This is a genomic window from Pseudonocardia sulfidoxydans NBRC 16205, assembly GCF_007989085.1.
GTDB classification, from domain to species: Bacteria; Actinomycetota; Actinomycetes; order Mycobacteriales; family Pseudonocardiaceae; genus Pseudonocardia; species Pseudonocardia sulfidoxydans.
Genome location: NZ_BJVJ01000023.1, coordinates 36,232 through 51,688, shown reverse-complemented (window position 1 = coordinate 51,688; position 15,457 = coordinate 36,232). Strand labels below are relative to the sequence as shown.

At 69.9% G+C, this 15,457-nt stretch carries 14 protein-coding genes; 7 read left to right on the top strand and 7 right to left on the bottom strand.

The genetic code is table 11. The features are described 5' to 3' along the window. The first annotated feature begins 27 nt into the window (after nucleotides 1–27). The 4 genes from PSU4_RS13525 (at nucleotide 28) to PSU4_RS13510 (ending at nucleotide 4,121) form a co-directional block, all read left to right on the top strand. On the top strand, nucleotides 28–1,575 hold the full coding sequence (locus PSU4_RS13525) for a sugar ABC transporter ATP-binding protein (protein ID WP_147107433.1): 1,548 nt from the start codon (nucleotides 28–30) through the stop codon (nucleotides 1,573–1,575). A gap of 60 nt (nucleotides 1,576–1,635) precedes the next feature. Beyond that, nucleotides 1,636–2,457 (top strand): amidohydrolase family protein, encoded by an 822-nt coding sequence (locus PSU4_RS13520; protein WP_186816925.1) that lies wholly within the window; start codon nucleotides 1,636–1,638, stop codon nucleotides 2,455–2,457. A gap of 60 nt (nucleotides 2,458–2,517) precedes the next feature. Further along, complete coding sequence (locus PSU4_RS13515) at nucleotides 2,518–3,360, top strand: alpha/beta fold hydrolase (RefSeq protein ID WP_147107427.1); 843 nt, start codon at nucleotides 2,518–2,520, stop codon at nucleotides 3,358–3,360. A gap of 221 nt (nucleotides 3,361–3,581) precedes the next feature. After that, complete coding sequence (locus PSU4_RS13510; protein ID WP_186816924.1) at nucleotides 3,582–4,121, top strand: helix-turn-helix domain-containing protein; 540 nt, start codon at nucleotides 3,582–3,584, stop codon at nucleotides 4,119–4,121. A gap of 63 nt (nucleotides 4,122–4,184) precedes the next feature. Here the strand turns inward: PSU4_RS13510 and PSU4_RS13505 are convergent, their stop codons facing one another. Then, nucleotides 4,185–5,033 carry a helix-turn-helix transcriptional regulator gene (locus PSU4_RS13505; protein WP_147107421.1) on the bottom strand — a complete coding sequence of 283 codons (849 nt, stop codon included), beginning with the start codon at nucleotides 5,031–5,033 and terminating at the stop codon, nucleotides 4,185–4,187. Between the two features lie 87 nt (nucleotides 5,034–5,120). On the opposite strand from PSU4_RS13505, the gene PSU4_RS13500 reads away from it, so the two are divergent. Together PSU4_RS13500 and PSU4_RS13495 are read left to right on the top strand one after the other, a co-directional pair. After that, nucleotides 5,121–6,101, top strand: a complete 981-nt coding sequence (locus PSU4_RS13500; RefSeq protein WP_147107418.1) for an NmrA family NAD(P)-binding protein — start codon at nucleotides 5,121–5,123, stop codon at nucleotides 6,099–6,101. 38 nt (nucleotides 6,102–6,139) lie between these two features. Further along, on the top strand, nucleotides 6,140–7,063 hold the full coding sequence (locus tag PSU4_RS13495) for an MBL fold metallo-hydrolase (protein ID WP_186816923.1): 924 nt from the start codon (nucleotides 6,140–6,142) through the stop codon (nucleotides 7,061–7,063). Nucleotides 7,064–7,083: 20 nt separating this feature from the next. Here the strand turns inward: PSU4_RS13495 and PSU4_RS13490 are convergent, their stop codons facing one another. From PSU4_RS13490 to PSU4_RS13465, 6 genes are all read right to left on the bottom strand, one after another. After that, nucleotides 7,084–7,746 carry a TetR/AcrR family transcriptional regulator gene (locus PSU4_RS13490; protein WP_147107413.1) on the bottom strand — a complete coding sequence of 221 codons (663 nt, stop codon included), beginning with the start codon at nucleotides 7,744–7,746 and terminating at the stop codon, nucleotides 7,084–7,086. Nucleotides 7,747–7,778: 32 nt separating this feature from the next. Continuing rightward, nucleotides 7,779–9,077, bottom strand: coding sequence for an acyl-CoA dehydrogenase family protein (locus PSU4_RS13485; RefSeq protein ID WP_147107410.1), 1,299 nt, complete (start codon nucleotides 9,075–9,077; stop codon nucleotides 7,779–7,781). A 156-nt stretch (nucleotides 9,078–9,233) separates the two neighbouring features. Beyond that, a complete protein-coding gene (locus PSU4_RS13480; protein ID WP_147107407.1) occupies nucleotides 9,234–9,815 on the bottom strand; it encodes a TetR/AcrR family transcriptional regulator in 582 nt (193 codons plus the stop codon). Nucleotides 9,816–9,940: 125 nt separating this feature from the next. Next, complete coding sequence (locus tag PSU4_RS13475; RefSeq protein ID WP_147107404.1) at nucleotides 9,941–10,681, bottom strand: SDR family NAD(P)-dependent oxidoreductase; 741 nt, start codon at nucleotides 10,679–10,681, stop codon at nucleotides 9,941–9,943. Nucleotides 10,682–10,773: 92 nt separating this feature from the next. After that, entirely contained in the window at nucleotides 10,774–12,321 is a 1,548-nt protein-coding gene (locus PSU4_RS13470; RefSeq protein WP_186816922.1) for a class I adenylate-forming enzyme family protein, read from the bottom strand. A gap of 331 nt (nucleotides 12,322–12,652) precedes the next feature. Beyond that, entirely contained in the window at nucleotides 12,653–13,687 is a 1,035-nt protein-coding gene (locus PSU4_RS13465) for an AraC family transcriptional regulator (RefSeq protein WP_246115098.1), read from the bottom strand. 517 nt (nucleotides 13,688–14,204) lie between these two features. Between PSU4_RS13465 and PSU4_RS13460 the strand changes: the two genes are divergently transcribed. Next, nucleotides 14,205–15,374, top strand: a complete 1,170-nt coding sequence (locus PSU4_RS13460; protein WP_186816921.1) for an iron-containing alcohol dehydrogenase — start codon at nucleotides 14,205–14,207, stop codon at nucleotides 15,372–15,374. Nucleotides 15,375–15,457 lie beyond the last annotated feature (83 nt).

The following is a 15,457-nucleotide window of genomic DNA, read 5'->3' as shown; positions in this document are numbered from 1 at the left end:
CGACGCACGAGACGAGAGGAGGCGGAGATGAGTACCGGCGGTGCTCACACCGAGGAACTGCTCGTCGCCTCCGGCTGGTCGAAGACCTTCGGGCCCCGTCGGGTGCTCTCCGACGTCGCGCTCACCATCGAGCGGGGCGAGATCCACGGGCTCGTCGGGCAGAACGGGTCGGGCAAGTCGACCTTCATCAAGGTCCTTTCCGGCTTCCACAACCCGGACGACGGTGCGCGCCTGCAGGTGCGCGGCGCCGACGTCGACCTGCCACTGCACCCGGGTCGTCCGCACGAGCTCGGCATCGCGTTCGTGCACCAGGACCTCGGTCTGATCGAGTCGGCCACGGTCCTGGAGAACATGCGCGTCGGCCAGTTCGAGACAGGTCCGTTGTGGAACGTGTCGTGGGCCCAGGAACGGACGAAGGTACGCACACTGCTGGCGGGCTTCGGCCTGGACGTCTCGCCGGACGCCCTGGTCAGCACTCTCTCCCAGGCCGAACGAGCGCTGCTTGCGATCGCCAGGGCGCTCGACCAGGTCGACCACGTGGAGAACGCGATCCTCGTCCTCGACGAGCCGACACCGCACCTGTCGCGGGAAGCGGCGGAGGTGCTGCTCACGCGGGTACGCGAGATCGCCGCCAAGGGTGCGGGGGTGCTCCTGGTGACCCACAGTCTGTCGGAGATCTTGTCCCTGACCGACCGCGTCACGGTCCTGCGCGACGGCGCCCTGGTCGACACCGCCGTCACGGCGCAGCTGACCGAGGACAAGCTGATCGAGCTGATCGTCGGGTTCAGCCTCGACAACCTCTACCCGGACAAGGCCGAGTCGGCCGGGGACGTCCTGATGCAGGCGCGCGGGCTGGAGGGGAAGGGCGCGGCGCCGTTCTCCATGGACCTGCGCCGGGGCGAGATCGTCGGCCTGACCGGCCTGCTGGGCTCGGGCTGGGAGCGGATCCCCTACCTGCTTTTCGGGGCGACCCCCTGTGCCGGCGGTGAGCTGACCGTCAAGGACCAGCATTTCGACGCCCGCACGCTGACGCCGGGCGCCGCGATCCGCTCCGGGCTGGCCCTGATCCCGTCCAACCGGCCCGTCGACGGGGCCGTCGCCAGCGCGAGCGTGATCGAGAACCTGACGTTGACGACGCTGCGGAAGTACTTCACCAAGGGCTTCCTCCGCAAGAAGCACCAGCTCGGTGAGGTCCGGGAGCAGCTGGACGTGTTCGACGTCCGCCCGCGCGATCCGCAGGCGGGGATGGGGACGCTCAGCGGCGGCAACCAGCAGAAGGTCCTGCTGGCCAAGTGGTTCCGCACCGAGCCGGACATCCTGCTCCTGCACGAGCCCACCCAGGGTGTCGACATCGGGGCCCGCACCCAGATCTTCGAGCACATCCGGGCGGCCGCCGTCGACGGCACCTCGATCGTCATCGCCAGCGGGGAGCACGAGGACCTGGCCGCGCTGTGCGATCGCGTTCTCGTGTTCTGCGACGGCGTCGTCACCGCCGAGATCGCCGGCGCCGAGCTCACCGCCGGGCGCCTGAGCGAGCAGTCGCTGCGCACACACCGAACAGCAGCCGCGAGCTAGAGCCGGACCCGACACGTTCGACCGGCACACCGATTTCCCACCAGAAAGGTGTCATCAGAAGTGAGCACTACAGGCGCGATCGACCTCACCTGCCTTCCGTTCACACCGGACACGAAGGAAGGCGCCTACCAGCACCCCGGCCAGAAGTCCGTGCTTCAGCGGCTCGGGATCTGGGACAAGCCCTCGACCGCCGACGACCTCGTGCAGGCGATGGACGCCGCCGGCGTCGACAAGCTGATCGTGCCCGCGCAGGCGGGCAACGAGTGGGACATCCCGTGGGAGATTCCCGCCGAGATGGCGCTGCGGCACCCGGGCCGGCTGTACGCGGTCCAGAGCGTCAACCCCAGCAACATCTCGCAGGGCCTGCGCAACCTGGACGAGGCCAGCAAGGCCCCCGGTTTCGTCGGCGCGCACAGCTACCCGCACTGGTGGCGGCTCGCGCCCGACGACCGCGTCTACTACCCGTTCTACGCGAAGTGCCAGGAGCTGGGCGTCCCCATCCAGATCCAGGTCGGGCAGGCGTTCCAGAACAACCTGTACAACGTGGGCCACCCCAGCACGATCGACCGCATCGCGGTCGACTTCCCGGAGCTGCCGATCATCGGTCTGCACGTCGGCTACCCCTGGGAGCGGGAGATGGTCGCGGTGTCGTGGAAGCACCCGAACGTCTACATCGCGCTCGACACGCATCACCCGAGCTCGTGGTCGCGCGACGTCACCGACTTCATCCGCGGGGACGGGGCCACGAAGATGATGTTCGCGACGAACTACCCGATTCTCGACTTCGCGGACGCGATCTCCGGAATCGCGGATCTGAAGTTCGGCGACGAGACCGAGCAGCTGATCCTGCGCGGCAACGCCGAGCGCGTGTACCGCTTCTGAGCGGCCGGGGCCCGGCCGGGCCGATCGAGTCTCGACAATCGAGCTGAAGGTAGTGAGTACATGTCCCACGCACGGGTGAACGACTGCAACATCTGGTACGAGATCACCGGAACCGGCACGCCGCTGCTGCAGATCGGCGGCTCCGGTTTCGCGCACGAGAACTTCGCCCCGGTATCGGGCAAGATGGCCCAGCACTTCCAGGTCATCGACTTCGACCTGCGGGGATACGGCGGATCGGACCGTCCCGAACAGCACTACGACATGGAGGTCTGGGCCGACGACTGCGCCGCGCTCATCGACGCCCTCGGGTTCGATGCGGTGCACGTCCACGGCACCTCGATGGGCGGCATGGTCGCGATGAAGCTCGCGGCCAAGTATCCCGAGAAGCTGCGCGGTCTCATCCTCAGCTGCACCGCGGCGCGTTGCGACCGCATGTTCGTGTCGAACCTGCTGGTCCAGAAGGCGCTGGCGGAGGCCTACGGCATGGGCAGCGAAGCGCTCGCCCTCGCGATGTCGGCGGGCGCGCTCTCGGCCGCGTTCCTCGACACCCCGGACGGAGCGGCCACCGCCACCACCATCCGGGAGGTGCTCGACCGCAACTGCTCGCTCTCGGTGTTCCGCGCCGCCGTCGACGCGATCGTCGCGATGGACCTGAGCGCCGATCTGGACCGCATCACCGCACCGACGCTGGTCGTCTGTGGTGACGTCGACCTGCTCGGCGGGCTCGACCCGGGCCCGAGCGGCATCGGCAACCGGGAGATCTCCCAGCGCATCCCGGGTGCCGAACTCGCCGTGATGGAGGGCGTCGGCCACGCGAACATGCTGGAGTCGCCCGACGAGTCGGTCCGGATCATGGTCGACTTCCTCGAGCGCGTCGACACGTCCGCAGAAGTCGCCGTGTGATCGCAATGCGTCGGACATCGGGCAGACTTTCCCGAGAGACGACTCAGTGAACGATGGTCCGCCGCCGGCCACCGGGCGGCGGCGGACCCGGCTCGTGACGGGGCGCCGCAGGCGATGCAGCGCCCCGTCGATGCAACCTCGAAGGCGGCAGTGTGCAACCAGGAGACGGCGACGGGACGGGCCTGTCGGCCCGGGCAGCGGCGGGTGCGAGCGACACGACGTTGCACGACAAGCTCAGAGCGCTTCGTAAGGAACGTGGTCTGTCGATCGCGCAGGTATCGGAGATGACGGGCATCTCCAGCGCCTTTCTCTCGCAGGTCGAGAACGGCAAGAACGACATCACGGTGACACGGCTCATGCGGCTGGTGGATGCCTTCGGAGTGAGCGTGGCCGATCTTCTCCCGGGCGATCAGACCGGGGAGAGGGGACTGACGGTCGTCCGAGCCGGCATGGAGCGGCGTCTGACCTCACCGTCCGAGCAGATGGAGGTGCGGGTCATGTCAGCTCGAGGCCACTCGAAGTTCATGCCCGCGCTGACCGTCTACGAGCCGGGCGGCGGAATGTCCGAGGCCGCGGCATTCGAGTCGGAGGAAGTCGTCTACGTCCTGGAAGGCGAGATCGAACTCGAGTACGAGGGCGAGGTGGTGACGTTGAACCCAGGCGACGTCGCCTACTTCGACGGACGTGGCGTCCATCGGTACCGCAACCTCTCCGACGGCGAGGCCAAGGCCTTCTCGGTGACCTGGCCCGCCATCTTCTGACCGGTGCCGCCCTTCGGCATCGGCACGGCCCCCCCGGGCACGGTCGTAACCCGGCCGCCGGAGTCAGCCGCCGTCTGCGAGAGATCGGAGGCGGTCGGCCGACGGGGTGCCGTCCTCGGCCCCGCTGAAGATGATGCGGATTCCCGGGTCGTCGGGAAGTCGGACGATCTCCTCGTTCAGCACCATCGTCCCTGCCGTGCGATGGCGGTATTCGCGAACGGAGTGGACACAGTCGCCGACGGGGTAGTCGGCCCATATCCGTGCGAAGTCGTGGCTGCGCACGCTCAGTTCGCCGATGAGGCCGTGCAGGACGGGGTCGTCGGGATAGTCGGCAGCGGCGACACGGAGATAGGAGGAGAGAGAACGGGCCTGGCTCTCCCAGTCCGGGAAGAGGTCGCGAGCAGCGGGGGACAGGAAGACGAACCGCGAGACGTTGGGGGCCCTCTGCTCGCTGTGCGGGTCCGGCCTCGGCAACCCCCACAGGGCGTAGCCGAGACGGTTCGCGCCGAGGAGGTCCGTCCGCCGGCCCACGATGATCGCCGCCTGCCCGGTGGCGCCGTCCACGAGCGCCTGGATCGCCGGCCGGAGCCGCTCCTGATCATCGCCGGGCCTGCGTGCGGCTCGGCCGGGGGCCGCGAGGCGTACCAGGTGGGCGCGTTCGTCCGGCCCCAGATCGAGCACGCGGGCCAGCGCGTCCAGCACCGAGTCCGAGATCTGGTGACTCTCACCCTGTTCGAGCCGGGTGTAGTACGTGGTGCTGATGCCCGCGAGCTGGGCGACTTCCTCGCGTCGCAGACCCGGCACCCGCCGTTGCCCGTGGCTGACCACGTCGGCTGCGTCCGGGGTGAGAGCGGCGCGGCGGCTGCGCAGGAACGTGCCGAGCTCGGCCGAGGACGACCATTCGTTGCTCACGTGTTCCAGTCTGCCTCGCGGGGCTGCGCGCGTGCCTCACCATGGCAGTGACTGGTTGCGCGGATTCACCGCGCGCATCATCTGGACATGAACTCCGACAACACCATCGGCCGGCCCGACCCGGGGTCGCGATCTGTTCCACGGGAGGCCTCGGGGGACGACGAGCGGTTCGTCGTGACTGCCGCCACGAGCGCCACCGGATCCGCGGTCGTGGAGCATCTTCTGGACGCCGGCGCCCAGGTGGTCGCGGTGGCGCGCGACGTCCGGCGCCTCGGCGCGGCGGCCGGGCGCGGTGCCCGGACCTTCACCTCCGCTCTCGACGACGCCGATCGGCTGACCGACGTACTGGCCGACGCGAGCGGGGCGTTCGTCATGCTCGCTCCGGGGCTCATCCCGGACTGCGAGGACTTCGCCTCCTACCAGCGCGCCGTCATCGCCGCGCAGGCCGGGGCGGTGGGGGAGGCCTTCCGCCGCGGCCGCCTGCGGCGGGTGGTGACGCTGAGCGGCTGGGCGGCGAACTACACCGGCGCCCGGGGGCCGGTGTGGGGGCTGCGGCACCTGGAGGAGGCCATCGACGCGACCGGGATACCGGCGATGCACCTGCGTGCCGGGTGGTTCATGGAGAACCTGCTGCCCGACGTCGCCACGCTGCGCGCCACCGGTGAACTGAGCGGCCTCCTGCCGGCGTCGTTGCCACTGCCGATGATCGCCGTCGCGGACATCGCCCGGGTGGCCGCCGAGCTGCTGCTCGGGGTGCGGCCGTTCGCGCCCGGCCGGGTCCAGGTCACCGGCCCCGCTGACCGCAGCCTCGCCGAGGCCGCCACAGCCATCGGGACAGCTGCCGGGATTCCCGGGGCCCGGTACGTGGAGCTCACCGAGGAGACACTGCGCACCCAGCTTCGGCGGGCGGGCTTCTCCGAGCACATGGCCGACGGCACTGTGGCGATGACGCTCGACGTGGCCGCGGGTCGCATCCACATTCGCGAGGCAGACCGGTCCGTCACCACGACCACCACCCTCGAGCAGTTCCTGTCCACCGCGGTCGGTCCGACCGCCCGTCACGACTGAGCGTCAACCCCCACCCACCACCCGAACGGGCTGAAGAAGTGTCTGTCCAGAACCACGCGCAAGCGCCGGGCTTTCAACGATTCCGCATCGGCGACCTCATCGTCACCGCGCTCTACGACGGGTACGTCCCGATCGCCGCCGCCGACCTGAACGGTGTGCCGCAACGCGTGATCCGCGAGTGCCTCGCCGACGCCTACCTGCCCGAGGACGGTGACGCGCACACCGCGGTGCTGGCGTTCCTCGTCGAGCACGGTGGGGAGAGGATCCTCGTCGACACCGGGAGCGGGACGACGCTCGGGCCCGCGACCGGCGGACTTCCGGAAAGTCTCCGGGCCGCCGACGTTTCGGCGCGCAGCGTCGACCACGTACTCGTCACGCACCTGCATCCCGACCATGCCGGAGGTCTGGTCGCGCCGGACGGAACCGCCGCGTTCCCCCGCGCGACCGTGCACGTCGCCGCCCCCGAGGTCGCGTACTGGCTGGACGACGGGATCCGCGCGCACGCCGAAGGTGTGCAGGCCGAGATCCACCGGGCGGCAGCCGCCTCGTTGGCGCCCTATCTGGACCGGGGGCGGCTGGACGCGTTCACCGGGCCCGCCGTGCTGCCCGGGGTGCGGGCCCTGCAGCAGCACGGACACACCGCAGGCCACACCGGGTACCTCGTCGGCACCGAGGGGGCGGCGGTGCTCTTCTGGGGGGACATCGTGCACAGCTACCGGGTCCAGCTCCCTTTGCCGCACGTCTCGGTCGCCATCGACAACGACCCGGGCAGGGCGGTGGATGCCCGCGCAGAGGTCCTGAACGCCGTCGCAACGAACGGGTGGTGGGTCGGTGGTGCGCACCTGCCGTTCCCGGGGATCGGCCACCTGCGTGCCGTGGGGGAGGGCTACACCTGGTTGCCGGCACATTTCGTGCCGGTCCCGGTGGGCCACGGCCTGTCCGACGAGCGACGCGTCGGTTGACGGTCGGCGCACCCCGACGCTCACGGCTGGGAGGCGCGCCTCCGGGAACGCGGCGTGTGATCACGCAGCAGCGTGAGGGTCTCCTCCGACGGTGTCGAGGCGAGTATCGCCGCGGTGGTGTCCACGAGATGGCTGACGAACAGCCGATGGTCGTCACCGCGGCCGGCGCGAGCGCGGCGGCCCAGCTCGGTCAGGGTGTGGCAGATCGCTGTGTAGCGCAGGTGGAGCCGGACGGCGGCCGGCTCCAGGAGCGGCTCGACAGCCCGGCGCCATCGGTAGAGGCTGCTGCCCGGGTCGTCCAGCGTGCCCGGTTCGAGCATCGGATTCGGCCCGTTCACGAGCTCCGCGTACACCTGCAGGAACGCCGGTCCCTCCGGCGGATGGGCCAGCTTCTCGGCGTAGGGACGGACGAGCGCTGCCGTCAGCGCGCGAAGGTCGTCGACGCCGGTGGCCTCGTAGCTGTCGAGCATCGCGTGTCGCCGTGCCTCGACCGACCCGAGGTGGGTGTCCAGGATCGCCCGGAGCAGGCCGTCGCGTCCGCGGAAGTGGTACTGGACCGCTGCTGCGTTCGTCGCGCCCGCTTCCCGGTTGATCTCGCGGAGGCTCACACCGTCCACGCCGCGTGCGGCGAACAACCGGGTGGCGGTCGCGACCAGACGATCGGCGGTGGTCGGGCTGCTCACCCGGGCATCATGTCGCAGCCGTCCGCCGCGCCTCAGTACTGGGCGACGACGTGTTCGAGCAGGCCGTCGACGTACCTCCGCGCCGCCGCCTCACGGGAGGGCAGGTGGTAGCTCGGGAACAGCGTGGTGCTCGGGGTGTACTGGCGCAGCACCTGCCGGGCCAGCACCTGCTTGTGCACCTCGGTCGGGCCGTCGGCCAGTGCCATCGTCTCCGCGTCGACCATCATGCGCGAGAAGGGCATCTCGTTGGAGATGCCGATCGAGCCGTGCAGGTGCAGGGCCCGGAGCACGACGTCGTGGGCGACCTTCGCCATGGCGACCTTGACCGCGGAGATGTCGCCACGGACGCGCTTGTAGTCCTGGTGCTTGTCGATCAGCCACGCCGTGCGGAGCACGAGCAACCGGAACTGCTCGATCTCGATCCAGCTGTCGGCGATGCGCTCCTGGGTCATCTGGAGCTCGCCCAGCGTTCCGCTGCGCACCTGCCGGGACACCGCTCGCTCGCACATCATGTCGAACGCCTGGCGTGCCATGCCGATCGTGCGCATCGCGTGGTGGATGCGCCCGCCACCGAGGCGGGTCTGCGCGATCGCGAACGCCTGGCCCTGTTCTCCCAGCATGTCCTCGGCCCGGACCCGTACGTTCGTCAGCCGGAGGTAGGCGTGCTCGCCACGTTCTGCGGCCTCGGTCCCGACGCCGACGTGTCGCACGATCTCCAGCCCCGGTGTTCCCGCCGGGACGACGAACAGTGACATCCCGTGGTGGGCACCGGCGTCCGGATCGGTCAGGGCCATGACGATGAAGAACGCCGCGAACCGGGCGTTGGTCTGGAACCACTTCTCGCCGTCGATGATCCAGCTGTCCCCGTCGCGGCGTGCGCTCGTCGTGAACAGCGAGGGGTCGGAGCCGGCCTGCGGCTCGGTCATCGAGTAGCACGACGCGATCCGCCCGTCCAGCAGGGGATACAGGTAGGTGGTCTTCTGCTCCTCGGTGCCGAAGCGCGCGAGGATCTCGGCGTTGCCCGAGTCCGGTGCCTGGGAGCCGAACACGGACGGTGCCCACGACGACCGGCCCAGGATCTCGTTGAGCAGAGCGAGCTTCACCTGCCCGTAACCCTGGCCGCCCAGTTCGGGCCCGAGGTGGCAGGCCCACAGGCCCTGATCCTTGACCTTCGCGCGCAGGTGTTCCAGTACGGCGACCGTCTCCGGATTCGCCTTGTCGAACGGCGAGCCCAGGACGAGGTCCAGCGGCTCGACCTCGTCACGGACGAAGCGGTCCGCCCACGCGAGCCGCTCCGCGTATGCACTGTCAGTGTCGAAGTCCCATGCCATGGGCTCAGATTAATGCGTGTGCATCAGACTGAACAGCGACGACTGTGTGTCGTGCGTGATACCTGGTCCGAACGCATTGATCCGCGCGACGATGCGGGGGGCATCGCGCACGCGGGGGCCGGGCGCGCCCGAGGCGCGACGGCGCAGGGACGACCGTCAGACGTGGATGCCGTCGATGAGGGCGTCGAGGAAGAGGTCGGCGAGCTCCTCGGGGGCGAGCTCACCTTCCGGGGTGAACCAGAGGTAGGTGTAGTTGAGCATCCCGAGAATGCCCTTGACGAGCAACGGAGGCGTCGGGCGGAGCGCACCGCCGGACACGCCGCGATCGAGCGCCTGGCGCCAGTAGCCCTCGTACCGCTCACGGGCGGCGATGACGTCGTCGCGGCGCTCGCCGGTGAGGGCGTTGTACTCGCGGAAGAACACGGTCCACTCCGCGCGGTGGTCGGCGATGTTGCGCAGCAGGCCACGGGCCATCTCCCGCAACAGCTCGCGGGGCTCGAGATCGCGGTCGAGCACGGCCTCGGCGTGGCTGTTCATCTTGTCGACCTGGTCCTTGCTGATCGCGTAGAGAACAGCTTCCTTGCTGCCGATGTAGCGATAGAGCGCGCCCCGGCCCAGCTCGACGGCGCGGCCCAGCTCGGCCATGCCCGTGCCGTGGTACCCGTTACGGGCGAACAGCTCGGCGGCCGTGCCGATGACACGGTCGCGGTTGAACTCGTAGTAGGCCGTCCCCGCCATTGTTCGATACCGTCCGTCGCGCCCGCCGTCGACCTGATTGGCGACAGGCTACCGGCGGCCCGCCGTGGCCCACGGCGGGGCGTTGGCCGCCGTCCGCGGAGCGTCGGCCACACGTTCCCGCGCGGTCACAGGGACCAGCCGCCGTCGGCGGTGAGCACGGTGCCCGTGCAGAACGTCGCGTCCTCGGCGAGGAAGACCGCTGCGCGCGAGATCTCGTCCACGGTCCCGAACCGGCCGAGCAGGGTGGCCTCGACGATCGCGTTCCGCGAGCCGGCGGGCACGGCCGCGGTCATGTCGGTGTCGACGAAGCCGGGCGCGAGCACGTTCACCCGCACCTTCTTCGACGCCAGCTCCTTGGCCAACGAGCGCGCGAAACCGACGGCAGCGGCCTTGGCGCTCGCGTAGGCGGTGTCACCGGGGAAGCCGATCTCGCCGACGACCGACCCGACGATGACGATGCTGGGGTTCTCGCCCGCGATCAGATGCGGCACAGCAGCACGGACGATGGTCGCGGTACCGCGCAGATTGGTCTCCACCACCCGCCACCAGGCGTCGGGGTCCATCCGGGTCAGCCGCCCGCCGTCCCAGACCGCGGCATTGAGAACGAGCGAGTCGAGCCTGCCCCAGTGGCGATGGACCTCGTCGACGCCTGCGCTGAGCGTGTCGGGGTCGGCTAGGTCGAGGTGCACCGGCAGCACCTGTCCGGGGTGCCGGGCAGCGAGCTCGACGACGGAATCGCGCCCCGAACGGTACGCGCCGGCAACCCGGACCCCGCGATCGAGCAGGTGACGCGCGATTCCTGCTCCGATTCCTCGAGACGCGCCGGTCACCAGCGCGACGCGTCCCTCTCCGCCAGTGGGTGTCATGGATCGATGGTACCGATCGGTCCCATCACCGGCAGCCTGATTCATGTGACGTTCGCCCCCTTGACCGGCGTCCGGTCACCGGGTGAGGCCGCCTACCCGCCCACGCGCCGCTCGCCCCCCGTCCAGAACTGATCACGCAGGGTTCGGCGCATGATCTTCCCGGAGCCGGTCTTGGGCAAGGCGTCGACGAAGTCGACGGAACGGGGCTTCTTGTAGCCGGCGAGCTGGGAGGCGCAGGCCGCGAGGACCTCATCGACGGTGAGCACGTGCCCGTCGCGTACGACCACGATCGCCTTCAGCGCTTCCCCCCACCTCTCGTCAGGAATGCCCACGACCGCCACCTCGGCCACCGCGGGCAGCGTGCTGACGACGTTCTCCACCTCTGTGGGGTACACGTTGAAGCCGCCGGTGACGACCATGTCCTTCTTACGATCGACGATGTGCAGGTATCCGTCGTCGTCGATCCGGCCCAGGTCGCCGGTACGGGCCCAGCCCGAGGCGTCGATCATCTCCGCGGTGGCGTCCGGTCGGCCCCAGTAGCCCATCATCAGCTGCTCACCACGGACCGTGATCTCGCCGACCTCGCCGGACGGGACCCGACGCCCCTCGTCGTCGAGCAGCGCGACTTCGACGAACGGGGCCACCCGCCCTGCCGAGGCCAGCCGCGTCGGGACACCCTCGGCCGGGTCGAACGCATGGTCCTCCCGCGACAGGCAGGCAATCGGGATCGGCATCTCACTGAGCCCGTAGAACTGGACGAAGACGTCGCCTAACACCTCGCGGGCGCGAACGAGCCGATCGGGTGCGATCGCCGACCCGGCATAGACGATCGTGTGCAGCGAGGAGCGGTCGCTCGACAGCTGCTCGGCGGCCAGCACCAGCAGGTTCAGCATCGTCGGCACCATCGGCAAGATCGTCACCTGGTGACGCTCGATGAGCTCCAGGGTCCGCTCCGCGTCGAACCTGGAACACGTGACGTGTGTCGCGCCACGGACGAGGTAGGCCGGGCCCACGTAGCCACTCAGGTGGCTCAGCGGCGCGACGTGCAGTACGACGTCGCCGTCGACGACGGGCGGCAACTCCATCAGCTCGTTGCGCACCATCGTCGCCCAGTTCGCCTGGCTGAGGGTGGCGCCCTTCGGCTGCCCCGTGGTGCCGCTCGTGTAGAGGATGGCCGCCGGATCGGCTGCCGCGGGCGTGACGGTGTCGACCACCTGGGCCGCCCGCAGCTCGTCGAGTGTGAGGTCACCGGGCCCGCCGGCCACGGTCACCACGAGCCGCAGATCGGGCAGCTGGTCACGTGCGTCTGCCAGCTGCCCCGCCCAATCGGCTGAGACGAAGGCGACGGTTGCGGCGCAGTCGGTCAGGATGTGCAGCACCTCACGCAGGTGCAGCCGCACGCTGAGCGCGCACCGCACGAAACCGCCCACGAACAGTGCTTGGTCGATCTCCAGGAACTCGGGACAGTTGTCCAGCAGGAGGACCCCGCGCTCGCTCGGGCGGATCCCGCGGTCCGTGAGCCCGCCGATGATCCGGTGCACTCGCTCGCCCAGCTCGGCGTAGGTCACTTCGCCGTCGTCGGTGCGCACAGCCGTGCGTGGCCCGTAGTCGCGGTACGCACGTTCGTAGAGTTCGGCCATCGTCACGTGACTCGTTCGGGCCTGTCGATCGAGCCCGTCGCGTCCGATCCCTTGAACCGTTGGACTCGGCATCGGTCGTCCTCCCTGTTCCGGCCGGCGCGCCGGCCCGTGGTCGAGGGCTGCCGGCGGGCCTGGCGGAGATCAGCGGCATCCGCGCCGCCACCGGTTGTGTCGCTGCCCCGGCCGCCGGCAACTCCTGGGTCGCTCCCCGAGGTGGGGTCTTTTTGTACCAGACGGTCCACGGTCCGGGATGTGTGGAAGTGGCGGCCTGTTCCACGGCGGGTCGCCGTGGTCGGGCGGCCCGGTCCGCGGAGCGATCCCGTCCAGCCGGTCACGTACTCGGTGGGTCCTCCTGCGCGCGGCGAGCGTTGTTCAACACCTCGGACGGCAGCACGCCGAACCGCTCCTTGTACTGCTGGGCGAACCGACCGAGGTGGTAGAACCCCCAACTCATCGCGACGTCGGACACCGATCGTCCAGCAGCTCCGGTCAGCAGGTCCGCCCGTACCCGATCGAGCCTGACGGACCTGAGATAGGCGATGGGCGACATGCCGATCGAGTTGGCGAATCCCCGCTGCAGGCCTCGCGCGCTTGACCCGACGGCCCCCGCCAGCTCGGCCAGCGTGAGGTTGCGCTCAGGATGTTCGTCGATCAGTTCGAGCGCGGCACGCACGACGTCCCGGCCCGCGGGTCGCTCGGCTGACTGCAGCAGCTCGCTGTACTCGTTGGGCACGGTGAGCAGGAGCTGGGTCATCACGAGCGACTCGAGCTGGTCCCGGGCCATCGGCATCGTGGCGATGCCACCCGGCCGGGTCAGCTCCTCGCGCAGGAAACGGATGGCCGACAACAAGGCCTGACCCCGTGCGCCGCTCAGGTCGAACCCCAGGTCGAACTCGACAGGCCGCTCGACCGCGCGGTTGATCAGCCGCGACAGGTGGGCCTCGAGGGAGAGCCGCGGAACCTTGAGCGCGTACTGCACCGCCTCGGGGCTCCAGCGGACCGTGAACGGTTCTGTAGGCCCGAGGAGAACCGCGCTCTTGCGTCCCTCCGTCTCCGCCGTCGTGCGGCGCTGCGTCACCGAGGTCTGACCCTGCAGGGTCAGGTTGACGTGGTAACAGTCGCCCATGGGCGGCACCGTGAGCTCAGCGTCGGCCCCGTAGATGCAGTGGCCGACCGTCAGCCGTTCGGAGCGCAGATGCCGAAGCCGGAAGTCCAGGAGGTTGCCGTCCCGGGTGCGCAGGTCGTGCGGGATGTAGACGCGGGTGATGATGTCACGTGCCTGCTCCAGGTCCTGGGTGGCCAGCAGCTCCCGCTCGCTCTCCATCTCGTCCGCTCTGACGTCGGGGTCCTCCGCGAGCTGGGTCATCGCACACCTCCAACCTGCGGCAGAGAGTAGTCGATGTGGCCGCGCTCACCATCCTTTCCGCGTCTGCTGCTATCCGATTCGCGACGAACGTGTCTGCAGCCGGACAGCCCGACGCGGACCGCCCTCGGATGTCGTGTCCGCCGTCTCGCCCGTCGGTCGGCGCCGCGGCCGTCGCGATGCGGACATCCTCGGGCCACGGGCGGATAGCACCGCACGTACGTGCTCAGTAGCGTCTCGACGATCCGTCGGCCGGCGTGATCACCGAGGAGTTGTCGATGCTGCGCTCCGTCCCGAATCCCACGGCGAGCTGCGCCTGTCCTGTCGCGCTGCCCCGCTCCCGCACCCTGCTGCGGGGCGCGGCCGCCGGCTCAGGCGTCGTCACCCGTCCGCGCACCGGACGGCAACGGGAAGGCCCCGCCGTCGCCGCAGCCGGAGCCGGCGCATGAGCGCCGCCGGGTCCCGTCCGCCGGCGCAGCACGCGAGGTTGCCGGTCGCCCCGGGACGCACGGTCGCGCCGGTGCAGGGACAGTTCGTCCAGCCGCGGTTCGAGCAGGTGTTGTTCGGTCCAGGAGTGCTCCACCGCCTCGGTGAAGTGTGTGAGCGGCTCGGGGCGAGCAGGGTCTTCGTCGTCGCCTCACCCAGTCTCGGCCGTGCGATCGCACTGGACGAGCTGCTGGCAGAGGCCAGTGCCGGGCGGATCGTCGACGTGTACACCGGCGCGCGTCCGCACGTCCCGCACGGTGTGGTTCTCGACGCGACCCAGGCCGCTGAGCGCTGCCGCGCCGACGCCGTCGTCAGCATCGGCGGCGGCAGCCCGATCGATCTCGCCAAGGCCGTCACCTTCTGCCTCGCCCGGGGAGTGCGCACCCGGGAGGAGTTGATCGGGCAACGCGCAGCAGACCCCGCCGCCCATTCGGGCGGACACCGCGGGCCCCTGCTTCCGCACATCGCGATCAGCACGACCCTCTCGGCCGGAGAGTTCACCGGAATCCTGGGCGTCACCGACACTCTTCGCGGGGTCAAGGACGTCTACGACGCACCCGAGCTCACCCCGCGCGCCATCCTGCTCGACCCCTCCCTCGCCCGGCACACCCCGGGCCGGCTCTGGGCGTCCACCGGAATCAAGGCCGTCGACCATGCGGTCGAGACCATGTGCTCGGTCAACGCTCAGCCGATCACGGACGCTCTCGCGACCGACAGCCTCGCCAGGATGCTGCGCCATCTGCCGCCCGCGGTCGCTGACGCCGACGACCTGTACTCGCGGGGGCAGTGCCAGGTCGCGTCCTGGCAGTCGATCTTCGGGCTCGGCAATGTCCGAATGGGGCTGAGCCACGGCCTCGGCCACCAGCTGGGCGGCCGCGCCGGCGTGCCGCACGGGATCACCTCGTGTGTGCTCCTGCCTGCGGTTCTGGAGTACAACTCCGAACACTCCGAGCGTCCGCAGGCGGTGGTAGCGCGCCTGCTCGCCGACGTTCTCGGCCGTCCACCCGAGACCGGGGCAGCCGAGCTCCTGCGCTGCTTCATCAGCTCGCTCGGGTTGCCGACCCGGCTACGGGAGGTCGGCGTCCACCGTGAGGACTTCCCCGCGTTCGCCCACGAGATCGCGTCCGACCTCGTCGCGTCCGCCAACCCACGTCCGATCGAGGACGAAGCCGACATCATCACGGTCCTCAACCGGGCTTGGTGACCGCTCCCGCACGATCGAGTCGGCGCGCCGTCGATCGCCGGCCGACCAGGAGCGACGCTCGTACGAACAGTGCCGAGCCCGGC